Source organism: Streptomyces tamarix (assembly GCF_032423885.1).
Taxonomy (GTDB): Bacteria; Actinomycetota; Actinomycetes; order Streptomycetales; family Streptomycetaceae; genus Streptomyces; species Streptomyces tamarix.
This window is the reverse complement of sequence record NZ_JAWCTQ010000015.1, coordinates 20,748-36,249: the sequence shown is the minus strand read 5'-3', so window position 1 is coordinate 36,249 and position 15,502 is coordinate 20,748. Positions and strand designations below refer to the sequence as shown.

At 73.0% G+C, this 15,502-nt stretch carries 13 protein-coding genes and 1 pseudogene; 9 read left to right on the top strand and 5 right to left on the bottom strand.

From position 1 onward, the window contains the following. Positions 1-95 precede the first annotated feature (95 nt). On the bottom strand, positions 96-1,439 hold the full coding sequence (locus tag RND61_RS14145) for a polysialyltransferase family glycosyltransferase (RefSeq protein ID WP_315878279.1): 1,344 nt from the start codon (positions 1,437-1,439) through the stop codon (positions 96-98). Then, the gene (locus tag RND61_RS14140; protein ID WP_315878278.1) at positions 1,436-2,422 is read right to left on the bottom strand and encodes a glycosyltransferase family 2 protein; all 987 of its coding nucleotides are present in this window, start codon (positions 2,420-2,422) and stop codon (positions 1,436-1,438) included. The genes RND61_RS14145 and RND61_RS14140 overlap by 4 nt, the downstream gene beginning before the upstream one ends. Positions 2,423-2,588: 166 nt before the next feature. Here RND61_RS14140 and RND61_RS14135 point away from each other — a divergent pair, with 166 nt between their 5' ends. The 5 genes from RND61_RS14135 (at position 2,589) to RND61_RS14115 (ending at position 8,644) form a co-directional block, all read left to right on the top strand. Then, positions 2,589-3,932, top strand: coding sequence for a DUF6716 putative glycosyltransferase (locus tag RND61_RS14135; RefSeq protein ID WP_315878277.1), 1,344 nt, complete (start codon positions 2,589-2,591; stop codon positions 3,930-3,932). Then, positions 3,929-5,308, top strand: coding sequence for an acylneuraminate cytidylyltransferase (locus tag RND61_RS14130; protein ID WP_315878276.1), 1,380 nt, complete (start codon positions 3,929-3,931; stop codon positions 5,306-5,308). Before RND61_RS14135 ends, RND61_RS14130 begins: the two co-directional genes overlap by 4 nt. Then, positions 5,305-6,195 carry an N-acetylneuraminate synthase family protein gene (locus tag RND61_RS14125; protein WP_315878275.1) on the top strand — a complete coding sequence of 297 codons (891 nt, stop codon included), beginning with the start codon at positions 5,305-5,307 and terminating at the stop codon, positions 6,193-6,195. Before RND61_RS14130 ends, RND61_RS14125 begins: the two co-directional genes overlap by 4 nt. Beyond that, positions 6,192-7,229, top strand: coding sequence for a hypothetical protein (locus RND61_RS14120; RefSeq protein ID WP_315878274.1), 1,038 nt, complete (start codon positions 6,192-6,194; stop codon positions 7,227-7,229). Before RND61_RS14125 ends, RND61_RS14120 begins: the two co-directional genes overlap by 4 nt. Before the next feature lie 194 nt (positions 7,230-7,423). Further along, on the top strand, positions 7,424-8,644 hold the full coding sequence (locus tag RND61_RS14115; RefSeq protein ID WP_315878367.1) for an amidohydrolase: 1,221 nt from the start codon (positions 7,424-7,426) through the stop codon (positions 8,642-8,644). A gap of 461 nt (positions 8,645-9,105) precedes the next feature. Here the strand turns inward: RND61_RS14115 and RND61_RS14110 are convergent, their stop codons facing one another. Further along, positions 9,106-9,993: an XRE family transcriptional regulator gene (locus RND61_RS14110; RefSeq protein ID WP_315878366.1), complete on the bottom strand. Its 888-nt coding sequence runs from the start codon at positions 9,991-9,993 to the stop codon at positions 9,106-9,108. Between the two features lie 261 nt (positions 9,994-10,254). Then, positions 10,255-10,446: pseudogene (locus tag RND61_RS14105) on the bottom strand (helix-turn-helix domain-containing protein); the annotation flags it as partial. A gap of 234 nt (positions 10,447-10,680) precedes the next feature. Between RND61_RS14105 and RND61_RS14100 the strand changes: the two are divergent. Next, a complete protein-coding gene (locus RND61_RS14100) occupies positions 10,681-10,923 on the top strand; it encodes a hypothetical protein (protein ID WP_315878273.1) in 243 nt (80 codons plus the stop codon). Between the two features lie 32 nt (positions 10,924-10,955). Next, positions 10,956-12,059 carry an NAD-dependent epimerase/dehydratase family protein gene (locus tag RND61_RS14095; RefSeq protein WP_315878272.1) on the top strand — a complete coding sequence of 368 codons (1,104 nt, stop codon included), beginning with the start codon at positions 10,956-10,958 and terminating at the stop codon, positions 12,057-12,059. Here RND61_RS14095 and RND61_RS14090 read toward each other — a convergent pair whose 3' ends face one another. Continuing rightward, on the bottom strand, positions 12,060-12,935 hold the full coding sequence (locus RND61_RS14090) for a glycosyltransferase family 2 protein (protein WP_315878271.1): 876 nt from the start codon (positions 12,933-12,935) through the stop codon (positions 12,060-12,062). It lies immediately after the preceding gene. Between the two features lie 87 nt (positions 12,936-13,022). On the opposite strand from RND61_RS14090, the gene RND61_RS14085 reads away from it, so the two are divergent. After that, complete coding sequence (locus RND61_RS14085) at positions 13,023-13,748, top strand: transferase (protein WP_315878270.1); 726 nt, start codon at positions 13,023-13,025, stop codon at positions 13,746-13,748. A gap of 563 nt (positions 13,749-14,311) precedes the next feature. After that, positions 14,312-15,361: a BMP family lipoprotein gene (locus RND61_RS14080; RefSeq protein ID WP_315878269.1), complete on the top strand. Its 1,050-nt coding sequence runs from the start codon at positions 14,312-14,314 to the stop codon at positions 15,359-15,361. Positions 15,362-15,502 lie beyond the last annotated feature (141 nt).

Here is a 15,502-nt window from a genome sequence, read left to right as displayed (position 1 = left end):
GCAGATGTCGCAATCCACACCGAACCCGGAAGGCCCTCACTCGTTCAAGATCACTCCCCAGTGACCGCTGTCACCAACCTCCGTGGACGGAACAGCTAGGACGCCAACAGGCGGTGGAGGCGGCGCAGGCCGCGCAGGCGGCGGGTGCGGCGGAGGACCCGGCCGGCCAGGCGGCGGGCCGTGCGGTTGCCGGACGCCGGCAGGCCGCCCGGGAGGCCCAGGGCGGTGAGACGGCGGCGGCGGAAGTACCGGTCCACCTGGGCCGGGTCGGCGCCCGACAGGTGCCGCTCGGCCACCGGGCGCAGGTCGGGGCGTACCCGGGGCTGCATCGCGTACCCCACCGCCTCCACCAGCGCGGTCACCTCCGCGTCCACCGCCCGGGGCGCGCCCGCGCCGCCCGCGTCCAGGTCCGGCAGGAGCACGTCGGCGAGGGTCACCGGCACCCGGTTGCTGTTCTCGTACGGGGCGAGCCGCTCCAGCAGCGTCCCGGTGCCGGTCCGCGCCACCGGGAGGCCGTGGAACCGGGCCGCCGTGAACAGCGCCGTCGAGAAGCAGCCCGCCACCAGGTCGGGCCGCATCCGGCGGAACACCACCTCCGCCAGCACCGGCCGTTCGAGGACCGTCAGCTCCGCGCCCAGCGCCCGGGCCTCCCGCTCCAGCGTCCGCGACCAGGACGGCGGGGCCACCGGGTGCGGCTTGAACACCAGCCGCCGGTGCCCGAGCGCGACCGCGCCCCGCACCATCCGCACGTGCAGCGCCTCCTCCTCGGCGGGGGAGAGGATGCCCAGCGCGGCCAGGTACTGCCCCAGCAGCAGCGCACCGCCCCGGGCCGGCACCTCCGGCAGCTCCTCCGGTCCGGCCAGCTCGTCCAGCACCTTCGTGAACGCGTCCTCCGGCACCACCACCGGCTCCGCCCCGAACTCGGCCAGCAGCAGTGGCCGCAGCCCCGGCACCAGCTCCGGGTGCAGCACCCGCCGCACCCGCTCCCCGACCAGCGGGTCGAGCCGGACCCGGGTCGGGCCGTAGCTCATCAGCCCGTCCGCGTACACGTCGAGCGGCGCGTCCGGGAACAGCCGTGCCAGCGCCAGCGCGGGTGCCACCTGGAGCGACTCCACCACCAGCTCCACCCGCTCGCCGCCCAGCCCCCACAGCGACCGCAGGTACCGCTCCCACAGCGGCACGTCGTCGGGGCGGGGCGTCCAGCCGGCCGGGTGCAGCGGCGCGACCGCCTCGTTCCAGGACAGCACGGCGTCGAAGCGGCCGCGCAGCCGCTCGAACCCCGGCATCCGGTCGAGCGGCGTCGTCGTCTCGGGCACCGCCGCGTTGTTCGCGACCAGCAGCACCCGCCGCCCGGCCGGCGGGAGGAGCCCGGCGTCCAGGGCGGCGGCGAGCGTCGCCGCGCCGTACAGGCTGGACGCGTACAGCAGTCGGACCGTCACGCCGGCACCCCCGCGCCCACCAGGGCGGGCCGCCGCCGCAGCCGGCGCAGCACCGCCGCCCGCCGCGCGTCCATCCCGTCCAGGGCGTCCGCCAGCACGTCCTGCGGCAGCCGGCGCAGCGCCGCCGCGCTCCACGTCCGCAATTTCCGGGCGACGACCGGTTCGAACCGTTCCGCGGAACCCACGTGGTGGGCGATGATCGCGCAGTACGTGCGCACCGCTTTCGGCATCAGTCGGTCCGCTTCCGGATCTTTCGCGGTTTCTTCGATTACCTGGTCGAAAGCCCTGATGAAATCCAGTTGGCGCATGTCGCCGATGTGGGTGAGGGAGGAGGCGACCCCGCGCCGGTAGAAGATTCCCGGTGTCCCCCCCACCACCGCGAAGGAATCCGCCTCGCGGTGCAGCCGCCAGATCCACGGGCGGTCCTCCGCGGTGCGCAACCCGTCCGTGAAGCGCAGCAGCCCGCGCTCCGCGAGCCGCCGGTGGTACATCCCCGCCCAGGCGTACGGGTAGTCGACCGACGTGGACCGGTCGGCCGGCAGGATCGCGTCGCGCGGTCGCAGCACCTCGCCGCGCCGGCCCACCGGGACCCGCTGGACCGACCGCTCCGAACCGGTGCAGCGGATGTGGTCGGTGCGCACGAAGTCGCACCCCAACTCCTCGATAACCGACAGTACTTGGGCGAAGTGCCCGGGCGCGAGCCAGTCGTCGCCGTCCAGGAACGCGACGTACTCGCCGCGCGCCGCGTCCAGCCCCGTGTTCCGGGCCGTCGCCAGTCCGCTGTTGCGTTCGTGCCGCAGCAGCACCGCGCCCGGGACCTCCCGGACGGCACGTCGGAGGATCTCCGGCGTGCCGTCCGTGGAGCAGTCGTCGACCAGCAGGAACTCGAAATCGTCGCGGGCGTTCGCGCGCAGGCTTCGGAGGGCGTCGGGCGCGTATCTCTGCACATTGAAGAACGGCACGACGACGGAGAGCTTGACCACCCCCCGGAGATTAGGGGGCGGGCCCCGCATTCTTCCCGACAGGGGAAGGGATGCGCGGTGAACAGTGGGCGGCGCACCGTTGAACCGGACGGCCGCCGGACGCTGTTCACCGTTTGTTGCGATCGAGTTGGGCCGCGCACCGAAAGGGATTCCTAACGTCCTCGGCGTGCCTTCGCCCACACCTCGGATCGCCGTTCTCGCGGATTCCGACACCCGCTGGAAATGGGGCGCGCTCACCGCGCGCCGGATCGCCCCACCGCCCCCGCCCGGCGCCACCGACCCGGACGTCACCGGGTACGCGCTGCGGGGCCGCGCCACCCCGACCGCCCGGCAGCTCGCCGAGGCGGGCCTGGGCACGCCCCGCGAGGTGACGGGCGCGGAGTTCCTGCGGGCCGTACGGGACGAGGCGTACGACGTGGTCGTCCTCGCCCTCGTCGGCGGCACCGTGCAGGCGCTCCTCCACGGGCTGGCCCGGGCGACCCCCCGCCGCCGCCCCGTCGTCGTCACCGGCTACGTCGGCGTCGTCTACGAGAAGCTCACCGACGGACTGCTGCTGCGGCACGGCGCCGACGTCGTCCTGGCCAACTCCCCGTACGACGCGCGCCGGTTCCGCGCCGTGTACGAGGGGGTCGGCGCCGACGCGTCGGCGGTCGTGGAGGCCGCGCTGCCGTTCCTCGGCGGGGCGCCCCACCGGCCCGTGCCGGGGCGGCACACCGTCGTGTTCGCCGCGCAGCCGTCCGTACCGGCGTCCCGCGCCGACCGCCTGTACCTGCTGCGCCGGCTGGCCGGCCACGCCCGGCTGCACCCGGGCCGCGAGGTGCTGCTGAAGCTCCGCTCCAAGCCGGGCGAGCACACCACGCACATCGAGGAACTGCCGTACCAGAAGCTCGCCCGGACCCTGCCGCTCCCGCCCAACCTGCGCCTCGTGTACGGGAACATGGGCGAGATCCTGGACCGTACGGACCTGCTGGTCACCGTCTCCTCGACGGCCGCCCTGGAGGCCCTGCACCGGGGCGTGCCGACCGCCGTCCTCACCGACCTGGGCGTGCGCGAGGCGCTCGGCAACCACCACTTCGTCGGCTCCGGGCTGCTCACCTCCTGGGACCGCATCGACGCCGGTCACCGCCCGGTGCCGGACCCGGCGTGGCTCACCGACCAGGGCGTGGCTCCCACCGGCCCGGCGCGCGACGGCGGCGCGGTACCGCCCGGGGAGGCCGTACGGGACCCCGACGCGGCCTTCGCGGCGGCCCGCCGGCGCGTGGCCGACCTGCTGGCGCGGGACGTCCTGCCGCCGATCGCCCCGTACTACACGGCCACCACCGCCCCCGGCTACCTCCCCGGCGTCCTCGCCCGCCACCGCCTGGACACCGACACGCCGGCGCCCGGGGCGCCCGTGGCGCGCGGCGCGCGCCGCCTCCTGCGCGACGCGGCGCGCGGGGCCGCGCGGGGCGCGTACCGGCACGGCGTCCAGCACGTGGCGCCCCTCATCCGCCGGCTGGGGGAGCTGTGAGCGCCCCGCGCACCGTCCTGGCGGTGATCCCGGCCCGCGGCGGCTCCAAGGGCGTGCCCGGCAAGAACCTCGCCCCGGTCGGCGGGGTCCCCCTGGTCGCCCGCGCCGTCCGCGCCTGCCTGGCCGCCCGCCGCGTCACCCACGTGGCGGTCTCGACGGACGACCCGGACATCGCGGCGGTCGCGGCGGGCGCCGGCGCCGAGGTGGTCCACCGCCCGGCCGGCCTCGCCGGCGACACGGCCACCAGCGAGGCGGCCGTCCTGCACGCCCTGGACGCCCACGCTTCCCGGCACGGCCGCCCCGCCGACGTGGTCCTCCTCGTCCAGTGCACCAGCCCGTTCCTCACCCCGGGGGACGTCGACGGCGTCGCCGCGGAGATCCTCGACCACGGCGCCGACACGGCCCTCACCGTCGCCCCCTCCCACGGCTTCCTCTGGCGGCACGAGCTCCCGGCGGACCCCGGCGCCACCGCCCCGGGCACCCCGGGCACCCCGCCCGTCCCGGACAGCCTGCCCACCCCGGGCATCTCGCCCGTAACGTCCGCCCTGGACACCCCGGGCCCCCCGCCCGCCCCGGGCCCCCCGCCCGCCCCGGGCACCCCGTCCGCCCCGGACGCCCGGGGGGTCAACCACGACAAGGCGCACCGCCCCCGCCGCCAGGACCGGCACCCCGAGTACCTGGAGACGGGTGCCGCGTACGCCATGGACGCCGCCGGGTTCCGCACGCACGGGCACCGCTTCTTCGGCCGCACCGCCCTCGTCCCGACCGACCCCGCGCGCGTCCTGGAGGTCGACGACCCGCACGACCTCGCCCGCGCCCGCGCGCTGGCACCGCTCCTCGACCCGGCGGACCTCCCGACCCGCGCCGACGTGGACGCGGTGGTCCTCGACTTCGACGGCACCCAGACCGACGACCGGGTCCTCGTCGACTCCGACGGGCGCGAACTGGTCGCCGTCCACCGCGGCGACGGCCTCGGCATCGCCGCCCTCCGCCGCTCCGGGCTGCGCCTGCTGATCCTCTCCACCGAGAAGAACCCCGTCGTCGCCGCCCGCGCCCGCAAGCTCCAGGTCCCCGTCCTGCACGGCGTCGACCGCAAGGACGCCGCCCTCAAGCACTGGTGCGAGGAGCGCGGCGTCGACCCCCGGCACGTCCTCTACGCCGGCAACGACGTCAACGACCTGCCCTGCCTCGGCCTCGTCGGCTGGCCGGTCGCCGTCGCCGACGCCCACGCCGCCGTACGCGCCGCCGCCCGCGCCGTCACCACCGCGCGGGGCGGCGCGGGCGCCGTGCGGGAGATCGCCGCCTGGCTCCTCGGACCCGAACTGGACACCACCGCCCACGCCCCGTCCCGCTCCCCCCAAGGAAAGCGACCATGAACGACCAGCGCACACGCACCCTCGGCGGCCGCCCCGTCGGCCCCGGCCACCCCGTCTACGTCACCGGCGAGATCGGCATCAACCACAACGGCGACCTCGACACGGCCCTCGCCCTCGTCGACGCCGCCGCCGACGCGGGCTGCGACGCCGTGAAGTTCCAGAAGCGCACCCCCGAGATCTGCACCCCCCGCGACCAGTGGGACATCGAGCGCGACACCCCCTGGGGCCGGATGGCGTACATCGACTACCGGCACCGCGTCGAGTTCGGCGAGGCCGAGTACCGCGCCATCGACGAGCACTGCCGGTCCCGCGGCATCGCCTGGTTCGCCTCCCCGTGGGACACCGAGGCCGTCGCCTTCCTGGAGAAGTTCGACGTCCCCGCCCACAAGATCGCCTCGGCGTCCCTCACCGACGACGAGCTGCTGCGCGCCGTCCGCGCCACCGGCCGCACCGTCGTCCTCTCCACCGGCATGTCGACGCCGAAGCAGATCCGGCACGCCGTCGAGGTCCTGGGCTCCGACAACGTCCTGCTCTGCCACGCCACCTCCACCTACCCGGCGAAGGCCGAGGAGCTGAACCTCCGCGTCATCGAGTCGCTGCGCCGCGACTACCCCAACATCCCCATCGGCTACAGCGGCCACGAGACCGGCCTGCAGACCACCCTCGCCGCCGTCGCCCTCGGCGCGGTCTTCGTCGAGCGCCACATCACCCTCGACCGCGCGATGTGGGGCTCCGACCAGGCCGCCTCCGTCGAACCGCAGGGCCTCACCCGCCTCGTGCGCGACATCCGCACCATCGAGGCCGCCCTCGGCGACGGAGTGAAGCGGGTGTACGAGTCGGAGCTGGCGCCCATGAAGAAGCTCCGCAGGGTCCTGGCCCCGGCATGAACACCGCCCTCGCCGAGAGCCCCGTCCAGGTCCTGAACGTCCTGGAGTGGGTGCGCGCGCACCCCGACGGGCACGAGCCGCTCACCCTCGTCGTCCTCCCGCCGACCGACCCCATGTCCCGGGGCCAGCTGCGCCGCATGGCCCAGTTGGCCCGCGACGAGGGCGTCACCGTCCGCTGGCACGACGCCCGCGGCGGCGCGGGCCGGGGCGGCGGCCCCGCCCGTACGCTCCGGGACCTCGCGCCGCTGTTGCGCGGCGCCGACCGCGTCCTGGTCGGCGACCCCTTCTCGCGGTACGTGCAACTGCTGCTCGGCGCGTTCCCGCCGCGCCGCGTCACCGTCGTCGACGACGGCACCGCCACCATGGAGTACGCCGCCCAGCTGACCCGCGGCGAGCGCCTGGTGCGCTGGCACCGGCGCGGCAGCCGCAGCCCGCGCGAGCTGGCCCTCGCCCCGGTCACCGCCCTGGCCCGCCGCCGGCTGGCGCCCGGCCGGCGCCGTACGGTCGAGATCTTCACCGCCCTGCCGGTGGAGGCGCCGGAGGGTACGGTGGTGAGCAGGAACCGTTTCGACTGGACCCGTGCCCGGTTCGGGCCGCCCCGGCTGACCGCGGGCGCGGACCTGGTCGGCACCTCCCTGGTGGAGACCGGCGTGGTCGACCCCGACCGGTACGTGGAGGCCGTCGCCGCCCTCGCGGCGGCGCACGGGGTGACGCGGTACTTCGCGCACCGCCGCGAGAGCGTGACCAAGCTGCACCGCATCGCCACGACGACCGGACTGGAGATCGTCCGCCCCGAACTGCCCCTGGAGCTGATCGCGCGGCGCGGCCCCCTCGGCCGTACGGTGCTCAGCTTCCCGTCGACGGTCGTGCACACCCTCCCGGCAACCCTCGCCGGCACGGGTGTCGCGATCACCGTCTGCGACGTGGCCCCCGAGTGGCTGCGGGCGGGCGTCCCGCCCCGGGCGCGCGGCTTCCTCGCGGCAGTGGCCGAGACGGCACGGTCGGCGCACGGACTGTCGCTCATCGGAGCGTGAACGGCCGCCGGATCCCAGCTCGACCCGGGGATGGAGGAAGATCAACACAAGCCTCAAATCGCGTGACCTTACCCACTTCGGACCCCCCTCAAGCCCCGCCGGCCGGATTTCTTTCCCCTAACGGGCTGAAGTTTTGTGGATCACGCGTAAGTTGGAGGGCTAAGACGCCTACCCTGTGATGGGTGAACAAGTTGATGTCCCGCGAACCCGAAGCCGACGTTCCCGACGAAACGCCCCTCCTCGGTACGCTGCCGGAGTCACTCCGTACCGAGCTGATCGCCTTCCGCCGGGATCTGCACATGCACCCGGAGCTCGGCAACCAGGAGTTTCGCACCACCGCCGCCCTCAAGGCCCGGTTGGAGGCCGCCGGTCTCCGCCCCCGGGTCCTCCCCGGCGGCACGGGACTCGTCTGCGACGTCGGCACGTGGGACGGCCACCGCCCCATGCTCGCCCTGCGCGCGGACATCGACGCCCTCCCCATCCCGGACACCAAGGAGGAGTGCGCGTACCGCTCCACCGTCCCGGACCGCGCACACGCCTGCGGCCACGACGTCCACACGACCACGGTCCTCGGCGCCGGGCTCGTCCTCGCGGACCTGCACCGCCAGGGTCTCCTGCCGCGTCCCGTGCGCCTCCTCTTCCAGCCCGCCGAGGAGGTCCTCCCCGGCGGCGCCGTCGACGCGGTCGAGGCCGGTGTCCTGGACGGCGTCGGCCGGATCATCGCCGTCCACTGCGACCCGCGCGTCGACGCCGGCAAGATCGGCCTGCGCGTCGGCCCCATCACGTCCGCGTGCGACCGCCTGGAGGTCACCCTCGACGGCCCCGGCGGCCACACGGCCCGCCCGCACCTGACCACCGACCTGGTCACCGCCGTCGCACGGGTCGCCACGGACGTCCCGGCCCTCCTCGCCCGCCGCATCGACGCCCGCTCCGGCATGGTCCTCACCTGGGGCCGCATCGAGGCCGGCCACGCCCCGAACGTCATCCCCCAACACGCCGAGCTGGGCGGCACGGTCCGCTGCCTCGACCTGGAGGCGTGGCGGGGCGCGCCGGACCAGGTGTACGCGGCGATCGACGAGGTCGCGACGCTGCACGGCGCGAAGACCCAGATCAACTACGTCCGGGGCGTCCCGCCGGTCGTCAACGACCCGGTCGTCACGGAGCTCCTGCGCGAGTCCATGGAGCGCCGCCGCGGCCCCTACTCGGTGGAGAGCACCGAGCAGTCCCTGGGCGGCGAGGACTTCTCCTGGTACCTGGAGCACGTCCCCGGCGCCATGGCCCGCCTGGGCGTCCGCCGCCCGGGCGACCCGACCCACCTCGACCTCCACCGGGGCAACTTCGACGTGGACGAGGCCGCGATCAAGGTGGGCGTGGAACTCTTCACGGCCGCGGCCCTGATCGACGCCGGCGCCTGACCCCCGGACGGCCCCGGCACGCACGCCGGGGCCTCGATCCCCTGCGTCCCCGGGGCCTCGATCTCCCGCGTCCTGTCCCCGCCGCGCGTGCCCGGGTCCGCCCCGCCCGCGTCCGCCGGTACGCGCGCCGGACCCCCTTCGGGCCCGCCCGCCGGTTCCGAGACTCGTGCTCTGTGTCCTGTCTCCACCGGGGCGTATCCCGGTCCGCCCCGCCCGCGTCCACCGGTACGTGCGCCGGACCCCCTCCGGGCCCGCCCCGCCGGCCTCGGGACCGTCCCGCCGGCTCCGGGCCCAGCTCCCGCGGGTCTCGTTTCCCGCGAGGGCGGTCCCGGCCAGTACGGGGCGCGTACGCGGTGGCCTCCGGCGTGCCAGCCGGGCGCCCGCGCCGTCCGAGCCGCCCGCGCCGTCCGAGCCGCCCGAGCCGTACGAGTCGCCTTGACGAGGACGCCGGCCCGGCGGCCTCACAGGTCCGCGAGGGCGCCGGTGCGGTGGGCGAAGGCCCGTACGCCGGGCAGGGCCCGATCGTGCCGTACGAGTCCGGCGGTCACGGTCCGGACCGAGTCCCGGCGGACCTCCTGCGGCGCGGCCCGTTCGGCGGCCAGGAGCGCCCGGTAGCAGCGGTCGGGCTTGCCCCACCGGTCGAAGGCGCGGGCGACGTCGATCCAGTACCGGGCCTGCCGTTCGGCGGTGGGTAGGGCGGTGACGTCGACGCGGCGGGCGTGCTCGACGGCTTGACCCGCGTCGCCGAGGAGGTGGCTGACGGAGATCTGGTGGAGGAGGACCTGGCTGGGGCCGAAGACGTTGCCGCGGAGCAGCGCGTCGTGGCCGAGCCGCCCGGCGGTGGCCCCGGCCTCGGCGATGAGGGCGCGTGCGGTGTGCCGGTCGCCCTGCTTGGCGGCGGTGTAGGCGGCGGTGGCGTACAGGTTCCCCTGTACGGAGAGCCGTCCGGTCAGGTCGGCGGTGCGGTCGTCGGCCAACTGCTGCGCGGCGGCCACGGCGACTTCCGTAGCACGGGCGTGGTGCCCCTGGCGGCGCCACACGGACGAGACCATGCGGTGGGCCTCGGCGACCGTGAGGGCGTCCGCGCCGTTGACGGCGGCGGTGAGGGCGCGGTCGGCGGTGGCGGCGGCGAGGCCGTCCTCGCCGAGCTTGATGCACAGCCGGGTCGCGGTCGTGTACAGCTCGGCGACCGCGGTCGCCGCCCGCTCCGGGTGACCGCCCTCGCCGAGGGCCCGGGCGAGCGCGATCCGGGCCGGGAGGGCACGGGCGAGAGCGTCGTAGCGGCAGGCGCCGAAGTCCCGCCGGGAGGCGTCCACCGCCGCGGCGACGGACGACGGGGTGGGATCCACGGCGAGAACCCGGCCGTACTGCCGGTGCAGTAGGAGGTCTTCCAGCCCGGACAGGCTCGGCTTCGCCGGGGCGTGAGCGGCGGCGGAAGGTCCCAGAACCGCGCTGGTGGTGGCTCCGGCCACAGCGGCCAGGAGTCGGCGGCGTCGCACCGGATCGTCCCCCTCTTCACCGAACAGGGTCTGTGAGCCCACCCTAGTGGCCTCGGACCGGTCCGGCGCCATTGGCTGGTGTCGCGGCGCGAGTCCGAGTAGATGCGGCGGGATGTCCAGACAATTGGCGAGCTGCCGAAGCAGCAAGACGTCTCGCATCGGTTGCTTGCCGCGCTCCATCCGGGACAGGGAGGCGGCGGTATACCCGACCTGTCTGCCGAGCTCGGCGAGTGTGATGTCAGCCGCGCGGCGGGCCAACCGAACGATCGCACCGGCGTCGCGGCGGGCGAGGGCGTCACGCATGGCTACTGACTGCCAGATCGGATGAGTGCTGTCCACGGCTCACCTCCTGCTGAGCGCATTGTCCCGTCAAGGCACCTCTGTTTACGAGAAGTTGCAAGCCGTTTACGCCACGTGCAAACGGTGTGCGCGCCATTCAGCTGTACCTGTCTTCGGCAGGCGGACTGCGGTGCCCTCGTAAGCACGGGCGGCACGCACCGGAGCGGGTCGCAGGCAATCCCCCGAGAGGTGAGGGACATGAAGGAGACCGCGGTGGCCCGGGTCACATGGGCATCGGTCACCTGCGCGACACCGCTGAAACGCGACGCGATGTACGACCACCGTGCCCAGCAGGCCGCCCTGGGCATCGAGGTTCACCACACCGACGGCCGGACCACCGAGTCGGTGCTGGTCCTGACCCCGGACCAGGTGGAGCTGTACGCGATCCAGTTCCAGCAGATCATCGCCAAGCGCGAGCAGGCCCACCGGGCCGGACGGTGACACCGCACACCTCATCACGACATGGAGGCGCTGTGTACGACACCCACATGAAGGAACTCGTCGGCAGGACCGTGCTGGTCACAGGTGGAGCCGGGTTGATCGGCAGCCGGATCGTCGGCTACTTGCGCCAGGCCGGGGCCCGGCCAATCTCCCTGTGCACGCTGGATGCGTACCCCCGTCACACCTACCGCGACCTGTTCGGTGTCGACCCCACCGACCCGGACGTCATCGTCGGCAACATCCAGAACCCGGGTCTGCTCAGGAAGGTGCTGGCCGAGTGTGACTACGTGATCCACGCCGCTGCTCTCGCGGACGTCGCCGCGTGCACCCGCACACCCCTCGCCGCGATCCACACCAACGTCATCGGCACTCAGGTACTGCTCGACGCGGTGGCCGCCTGCGAGCGGATCCGCCGGTTGGTCTTCGTCTCCTCGGCCAGCGTCTACGGCAACGGAACCCCAGAGGATCGGGCACGTCCGTGCGAGGAGTACCGAACGGTGCGGAAGCTGCTGGAAACGGTGTATGGCCGGGTGCCGCCGCAGTTCCACGAGCACACGGCTCTGCGGCCGATGTCCGTCTACGCCAACACCAAGGCGTGGGGCGAGACGCAGACCGCACTCACTCTGGGTGCTCCGGGCTCTTCATACACGATCGTGCGGTACTTCTCCGTCTACGGTGAGCCGCAGGTAGTCAAGGAGAACAGCCATTCGTGGGTGGTGGCCTGGTTCGCCACTCGCGCCGCTTTGGGACTGCCGTTGCTTCTCAACGGTGGTGGTCACCAGGTCCGGGACTTGATCCACGTCGACGACGTCGCCGCCGCCACCGTACGAGCCCTGGTCGCCCCGCGAGCCCACAACGAAACGATCAACATTGGTACCGGCAGCCCCACAACCATCCGAACCGTGGCTGAACTGGTTGCCGAGCGGTATCCGAAAACCCGATTCGTAGAGACGCCGATGCCACCTGGTGACCCGCTCGGTGGTTACGCGACCACCCACCGCATGGAAGCGGTGCTCGGCTGGCGACCAACGATCACCCTCAAAGAGGGGGTGACCCGTTACACCAACTGGCTGGACAAGACGCCCGGGGCGATCCCCAAGTGGCTACGGGCCGAGTCTGAAGCCTCGACCGCCTGATCAGATGACAGGCGGTCGCCCCAGGCGGGTCATGCGCCAGACCGTGGACCACCGCATCGGCCTACGGGGCGGGCACGCGGTGCGCATGCCCTCGGCGAAACCACCGAACCAGGCCCGCAGATCCGCCGCAGAACGAGTGCGGGCGATCGTGAGCCCGGTCCAGACGCCCAGGTAGAGGGGGACAAGGGGGGCTGGAAGATGTCTCTTGGCGAGCCAGACCCGGTTGCGGGCGACCATGCGGTGGAAGACCGTGTGCCGGCTTGGCGACGTCCACGGATGTCGGAGCACCAGGTGGGGCTCGTAGAGCACCTTCCAGCCCGCGTCCAGTGCCCGCCAGGAGAGGTCGGTCTCCTCGTGCGCGTAGAAGAACGGCCCGGGCCAGTCACCGACCTCCTGGAGCATCTGCATGGAAAGCCCGTGCCCGCCGCCGAGGAACGTGGTGACCGGCCCGCCCCGCATCGGATCCGCCGCACGCAGGCGCGGAACGTGCCGGCGCTGGGTGCGACCCCGCTCATCGGCGATACGGAAACCGACGATTCCCAGACGCTGGTCCGCTGCGAACAGGCGGGTAAGCCGAGTGAAGACATCCGGGCTGATCAGGAGACCGTCATCGTCCAAGTTCACCACCACATCGACATCACCGAACTCCCTCAGCCGGGTCAGGGCGACGTTGCGGCCGCCGGAAACCCCTAGGTTCTCCGGCAGCTCGATACCCGTCACCCCGTCCGGCAGGGACGGCAGCGGCGAGCCGTTGCCGACAACCACCACCCGTGTGGCAGGGGTGTTCTGCCCGGCGACCGACTCAAGGAGGTCGGCCAGTTCGGCAGGTCGTGTGCCCATGGTCAAAATGGCGACGCCTACGCGCGGATGCCTCACAGACGAACTCTCCGTTCCTCGGCTTCGGTGCCGGTGATGCTAGCCATCCCGGGGCTGAGCCGTTCACCGCTTCCCGAAAGGCCACCGATGCCGAACATCCACCTCGGCGACTACCTCACCGTTCCCACCAGCGGAATGCTGGCCGGCACCCCGTACGAGCAGATGGAGAAGACGGAGCTGGCCGACTTCCTCATGCTCTGGGAGGACTGGCACCGCCAAGCCCTGACCCGCCTCCCGTACCGCGTCCACCCCACCGCACAGATTCACCCAACTGCGCTCATCGGCGATGACGTGATCATCGGCCCCCGTGTGCGGGTGTGGGAGTTCTCCACCGTCCGTGACGGCTCCGTGCTCTGCTCCGACGTCTCGGTCGGCTTCAACTGCGAAGTCACCCGCTCGTTCCTCGGTGAACGGACGATCCTCGGCCACCGCATCGGCATCAACCGCACCCTCGTCGGCGCCGACGCTCATCTGTCCGCCAACCTGACGGTCGCGGCCATCAGCATGTGGAGCACCCACATGCGTAACCCCGAACGGGAGATCGTCCTGCGTACTCCTGATGGTCTCTACCGATGCGGCACGCCGCGCTTCGGCGCATTGATCGGTGACCGGGTCCAGACAGGCAACAGCATCAGTCTCGGCCCCGGCCTCGCGTTCGGCCGTGACTGCCGAATCGCCAGCGGCGTCACCCTCGCCGCACGAACCGTCCCCGACCACAGCGTCGTCACCGCACCCCACACCTCCGAAACTCATGTCCGTCGGCGGCCCGCACGCCACGGGAGGAACTTTGCGGCCGGTTCGCAGGAAACGTAGCGGACTCGGACTCCCGCGTTCGTCCGGGGCCGAGAACTGCGTCCGGGGGTGCTGTGAGAGCTGATCGGGTGTGGGTGACGCGAGTAGATTTCCACCTGCGAAACGCGTACACCCCGGCCGAAGCGCCGACCGGCGCCCCCGCCCGCCCGGGCAGGGCGCACGCACCACCCGCGCGAGGGGCGCCGCCCGTACGCGGTCGTCGTTTCGGCGGGGGAGCGGGCCCGGGGCGGGGCCCGGCCCCGGGCGCCCGGTCCCCGTGCGGCCGGGCACCGCCCCGCGCCCGGCCCCGGGCCCCGGCACGCCCGGCCGGAATCCGCTGTTGCTCCGGTCGGGGGAGCCTTCGCCCGCCCGCCGGGCGCCGCGTGGACAACCCGTGGTCGGCGGGACACGCTGGGACACCCCGTACCCGGTGCACCCTGCCGGAAGGCGGCTGGTGGGCGGCCTGTTCGCGACGAATCGATAACGGCTTCCGTACAGGGCTTTATCTGACATCTACGCGCGTTACGATCGCCCGCGAAACCAGCGCCGGAAGAGGCGCTTCGGTCAGGTCGAAGGAGCCCCCCTTGCGCCGGATCACCAGGATCGCCACCGCGGGTATCGCGTCCGCGGCGCTCGCGCTCAGCGTGACCGCCTGTGGCAGTGAGAAGAAGTCGGACACCGCCGGCGACGCGAAGAACGGCAAGGCCGCCATCGCGTACGACATCGGCGGCCGCGGCGACCAGTCGTTCAACGACGCGGCGTTCGCCGGTCTGGAGAAGGCCGAGAAGGAGTTCGGCATCTCCGGCACGGAGGCCGAGCCCGGCGAGGGCGAGGGCGACCCGGACAAGGTCCAGCGCCTCACCTCCCTCGCCCGCTCCGGCAACAACCCGGTCATCGGTGTCGGCTTCGCGTACGCCCCGGCCATCGCCGAGGTCGCGCCGAAGTTCCCGGACACGACGTTCGGTCTGATCGACGACACGTCGAAGACCGGCAAGAACATCGCCAACCTGGTCTTCAACGAGGAGCAGGGCTCCTACCTGGCCGGCGTCGCCGCCGCCAAGGTGACCAAGTCGAACACCGTCGGCTTCATCGGCGGCGTCGAGACCCCGCTGATCAAGAAGTTCGAGGCGGGCTTCGTCCAGGGCGTCAAGGACACCAACAAGAACGTCAACGTCAAGGTCCAGTACCTGACGCAGCCGCCGGACTTCGGTGGCTTCTCCAAGCCCGACCTGGGCAAGGCCGCCGCGCAGGGCCAGATCGACGCGGGCGCCGACGTGATCTACGCGGCTGCCGGCCTCGCCGGCTCCGGCTCCATCGAGGCCGCCGCCAAGGCCGGGAAGTGGGTCATCGGCGTCGACTCGGACCAGTACAAGCAGTCCGGCCTCGCCGCGTACAAGGAGCACATCCTCACCTCGGTGACCAAGGACGTCTCCGGCTCCGTCTACAACCTGATCAAGTCGGTCAAGGAGGGCAAGCCGCAGACCGGCGAGATCCGCTACGGGCTCGACGCGAACGGCGTGGGCCTGTCCACCTCGAACCCGGCCTTCACCAAGATGACCGAGGTCGTCGCCGCGGTCGACAAGGCCAAGGCGGACATCGCGGCCGGCAAGATCAAGGTCAAGACCGCCCCGTAACCCAGTCCCGTACCCCAGTCACGGGGCCGGGACCCCGACCCAGGGGTCCGGACGGACGGTGTCCCCACCGCCTTCCGGACCCCGGGTCACGCCCTGGCCATGGGTTTTTGGCATTAGGGATCGCTACGCGCGTAGAACCCT